The following is a 4,083-nucleotide window of genomic DNA, read 5'->3' as shown; positions in this document are numbered from 1 at the left end:
TCGGACCAGACGACGATGCTGCCGCCGTCGCCGTGGTGCGTGGCATCGGCGCTGAGGGTGCTGGTGGCGTCCACCGTGGCGCTGCGGGCGTGGGGCAGGTCGCCGCCGCCACGGTAACCGCCGCCGATCTCGATGCTGCCACCGCCCGTGGCGCCGGAAACGTCCAGGGTGGCGCCGCTCAGGGCGATATGTTCGCCGCTGACCTGGATGCCGCCGCCGCTGCCGGTATCGCTGCCCGCGTCGAGGCTGCCGGCGATCTGGACGCGGCCGCTGTCGCCGCCTTCGAGCACGATCTGGCCATTGCGGGTTTCCAGGCTGCGGGCGCGCACGATGCCTTGCTGGTTGACGACGTTGTTGAGCAGGCTGTCGGCGGCGCTGGCGGTGAGCAGTACACGACCACCGTCGGCCTGGATCAACTGGCGGTTCTCGACCAGCGCGTCCAGGGCCGGCTGGTCGATCTCGACACTGAGCAGGCCGTCGCCGGCGAAGTCCAGCGTCATGGCGTCACCGGCGGCCAGGGCCACGCTGCCGAGCTGGGCCTGAATCACCCCCTCGTTGCTGACCCGGCCACCGAGCAGCGCCACGGCGCCGCCGTCGTGGGCGGTGATGGTGCCCTGATTCAATACCTCGGCGGCGTTGCCATCGGCATCAGCCTGGAAGCGGTAGTGGCCGTTGAGGAAGTCCTCGTCGCGGATATCCAGGGTGGACGCCACCAGGCCGGCGGTGTCGACTCGGGCGTTGGGACCGAACAGCACGCCGTTGGGGTTGACCAGGAACACCTGGCCGTTGGCGTCGAGCTGGCCCATGATCCGCGAGGCATCGCTGCCGAGTACGCGGTTGAGGGCCACCGAGGCGCTGCCGGGCTGGTCGAAGGAGACGCGGTGGCCCTCGCCGATGTCGAAGCTGTCCCAGTTGGCGATCAGCTTGTCGCTGGCCTGGGCGACGCGCAGGTGCTGGGCGCCGGGGGTGGAGATCGTGCCGCTGCCGTGGACGATCTCGCCGCCGCTGGGCAGGTTGGCGCCGTGGGCGGTGCCGGCGAGCAGCAGGCTGGCGGCGAGCAGGGAGCCGCCGGCCACGCGGCCGATGCGGCCATCGGTGTTGCCACGGGTCTTGCCACGGCGCCGGGCGTTTTCGTCGGCGACCTGGAAGCGCCCGAGGCGGCGGTTGAAGACGATGCGATGGACGCGATTCATGATGGGTTCCCCTGCGTTCTTTGCCTTGCTTGAGCGTTATTTAATTTGCATTTCTTGCGCGTCGCGACTGCCTGCCCGTAGGGAAGCGCTGAATGAATCGGCGAGCGGTGTGAAGCGTAAGGCGCACGGAGCGCAGGAACCGGAGCCTATGCGGTATAGGTGAGGATTCCGAGCACCGCGCAACGCAGCGATTCGCCCGCGCAGGCATTTATTCAGTGTTTCCCTAGAACAGGTAGGCGCCTTGCACCCAGAGCCGGGGGGCCTTGTGGTCGTCACTCTGGGGGTCGGCGTTGCCGACGCGCCAGGCGCTGGAGACGTCCAGCCGCCAGTGCTGGCTGGCCCAGGAGGCGCCGAGGCCGGCGGCGCTGAGGTTACGGCGGTTGTCGCTGTCGTCCCAGTCGTCGTGGTTGACGCGGATGCGGCCGTGATCGAGGAAGGTGGAGAGCTGCCACTGGGGGGTGAGGGCGTAGCGCAGTTCGAGGTTGGCGATCACGCCTTCGTCGCCCTGGGCTTCGCCTTGGGGGTAGGCGCGCACGCCGTAGGGCCCGCCGAGGCCGAGGCCTTCGGAGCCGTCGAGGTTGCCGTCGGCCCATTGAGCTCGCAGGCGGGTGAACAGGCTGAGGCGGTCGGCGAGGCGTTGCAGGCGGATGACGCTGGGAGAGAAGGTATTGAAGCTGCCGTGGGTGCGTGCGGTGAGGTCGTCCCACTGGCGCTCTTCGGGCGTGCGCAGGTCGAGCTCGCCATGGCTCCAGGTGAGGGCGAAGCTGGTGATGCCGCCGCCGAAGAGATCGTCGCGGGCGTTGCCGTCGAGGGTGAAGCGACCTACCCGTGAACGCTTGCGGTTGTCGGTGTCGAACAGGCCGATCTTGTCGCTGAGGCGGTGGTGGTCGTACTGCAGGCGGGCGTTGAGCCACAGGGCGCGGCTGACGATCAGCGGTTGGTTGACGAAGAGGCTGGTGGTCCTGGAGGTGCCGTGGGCGTCCAGTTCGGTGAAGTCCTTGCCGAGTTCGTACTCCATGTAGGAATAGCTGGCACCGAGGCTGGTGCCCCAGCGGCCCATCGGTAGCTGATAGGCGCCCTGATAGTAGAGCTGGTCCTCGCGGGTGCCCAGCAGGCGCAGGTCGAGCCGGTCGCCCAGCCCCAGGGGGCTGTCGATGCCGAGGCTGCCGGTCAGGCGGTCGGCGCCGGTGAAGCGGTTGCCGGCGTTGTCGTACTCGAGGCTGCCGGAGAGCAGAGGGGTGGGGTCCAGTCCGACCCGCAGGTGAGTGGTGCCGGTTTCGTCGCCGGGGCGCAGGGTGGCGCGGGTGCTGGCCCCGGCGCGCTGGTCGACCAGCAGCAGCGCGCGTTCCAGCGCCGCCGCGCGTACCGGTTCGCCGGGTTCCAGGCGTTTCAGCGGTGCCAGCGCCGGGTCTTGCAGCCGCGAGGCATTGTGGATATCGATTTCGCCGTAGCGCCCCTCGAGCACGGCAATCTCGACGATGCCGTCCTCGATGGTCTGTGCCGGGACGTAGGCACGCGCCAGCGGGTAGCCCTGGTCGCGGTAGTAGCGGGTCAGGCGGGCGGCGGCGTTCTCGAGTTCGCCGAGGCTTAGGTCGCGCCCAGCGAGATCGTCGAGTTGTGCGAGCAACGTGTCGCCGTCGATGCTGAGGTTGCCGCTGACGATGAAGCCGTGGACCTCCACCGTCGGTCCATCCAGGTCGGTGGTCTCCTCGCCGGCGTCGTCCTGCGGCAGTTGCAGTTCCAGGGTCGGTTCCGGCGGCAGTTGCGGGGGGCGTTCCTGGAGTTCGCGCAGTTGCTGCCCGGCATCCGGGGCGACCTGCGCGCTGGCGGGGTGGCCGAGGCCGAGCAGGGAGAGGGCCAACAGCGAGAGGGAGAGCCCGGGTACGAGATGTTTCATCGCTGGGTCTCCTGGGCCGCCGAGTGACAGCCTGTGGCGGCGTGCTCGCACAGTTCGCGCGGCAGGGGCATGCCGCCGTCGATCACCTCGTAGGGCTGGTCGGGCTCCCGCCCCACATGGGCGGCGATCCCGTCGCCGAGGCTGCGGACCAGCGTCTGCTGCTGGATCTCGCGCTGCAACTGTCCGGCACTGGGCGCCTGTTGCGCCCGCTGTTCCGCCTCTTCCGGTGCGCCGTGTGCCTGGCTGAAGGTCAGCGCCAATGCCACCGGCAATGCCATACCCAGCATGCCTGCCACCATTTTCATACCTATGTCCCCTTGCGTAACCGGGCCGGCTCGAAAGCCGGCCATCTTTATATAATCGGGTATATAGAGAGCAAGGCGTGTGCCAATACACGATATACGGCCATGGGAAGTGGACATGCCGGAAAAAAATGGGATATGAGGAAATTTGACGCTATATAGCCGGTGACATAGGGATTTTTTTTCTGCCTTCCTGTGTGAAGGCTGGGGGCGGGCATAGGGGATGTATGGTGTCTTCACGACATTGTTAGTGGTTCATAGGCATTATGTCGTAAAGCATACAGCGTTCAGCTCGCTACAGCGTCTCCACCTCGAAGCCGACCACCTGGCGCCGCTCGCGGCTGAACTCGACGCCGATCAGGTGGATCGGCTGGCCACTGGCCCGATAAGGCTCGGCGTAGCCGCGTTCCTTGATCTGCGCCAGGGCGCGGCCGTCGGGTTCCAGCTCCACCACCTTGAACTCGAACAGGTAGACCTGGCCGTTGAAGCGCACCGCCATGTCCAGGCGGCCGGCGTGGCTCGTCTCCTCGGTGACGATATCCAGCCCCAGGGCGGCGAAGTAGGCGTAGAACACGCTGGCGTAGTAGCCCTCGTAACGGGCGATGGGGTTCTTGCGGTGCCAGTCCAGCGGGATACTGGCGAAGAAGGCGGTGAACAGCTCGCGCATGCCGTCGAAGTCGTTGGCTTGCAG

Annotated in this window: 4 protein-coding genes; all 4 read right to left on the bottom strand. The window is 67.4% G+C overall.

Going from position 1 to position 4,083, the window contains the following annotated elements; translation table 11 throughout:
- A partial coding sequence (locus C1H69_RS22730; protein ID WP_133155009.1) for a two-partner secretion domain-containing protein occupies positions 1-1,193 on the bottom strand: 1,193 nt, incomplete at its 3' end.
- A gap of 223 nt (positions 1,194-1,416) precedes the next feature.
- On the bottom strand, positions 1,417-3,090 hold the full coding sequence (locus tag C1H69_RS22725; RefSeq protein WP_102655663.1) for a ShlB/FhaC/HecB family hemolysin secretion/activation protein: 1,674 nt from the start codon (positions 3,088-3,090) through the stop codon (positions 1,417-1,419).
- Positions 3,087-3,395, bottom strand: coding sequence for a hypothetical protein (locus C1H69_RS22720; protein ID WP_102655662.1), 309 nt, complete (start codon positions 3,393-3,395; stop codon positions 3,087-3,089). Before C1H69_RS22720 ends, C1H69_RS22725 begins: the two co-directional genes overlap by 4 nt.
- Positions 3,396-3,687: 292 nt before the next feature.
- Positions 3,688-4,083: PD-(D/E)XK nuclease domain-containing protein (locus tag C1H69_RS22715; protein WP_205738595.1), on the bottom strand; the 396-nt coding region annotated here is incomplete at its 5' end.

The sequence above is a fragment of the Billgrantia endophytica genome (assembly GCF_002879615.1).
GTDB lineage: Bacteria > Pseudomonadota > Gammaproteobacteria > Pseudomonadales > Halomonadaceae > Halomonas > Halomonas endophytica.
This window is presented reverse-complemented; position numbering and strand designations above follow the sequence as displayed.

What these genes read in the sequence shown, in the direction of transcription:
- C1H69_RS22725 (WP_102655663.1), bottom strand. Translation starts at nt 3,090, where the DNA reads ATGAAACATCTCGTACCCGGGCTCTCCCTCTCGCTGTTGGCCCTCTCC.
- C1H69_RS22720 (WP_102655662.1), bottom strand. Translation starts at nt 3,395, where the DNA reads ATGAAAATGGTGGCAGGCATGCTGGGTATGGCATTGCCGGTGGCATTG.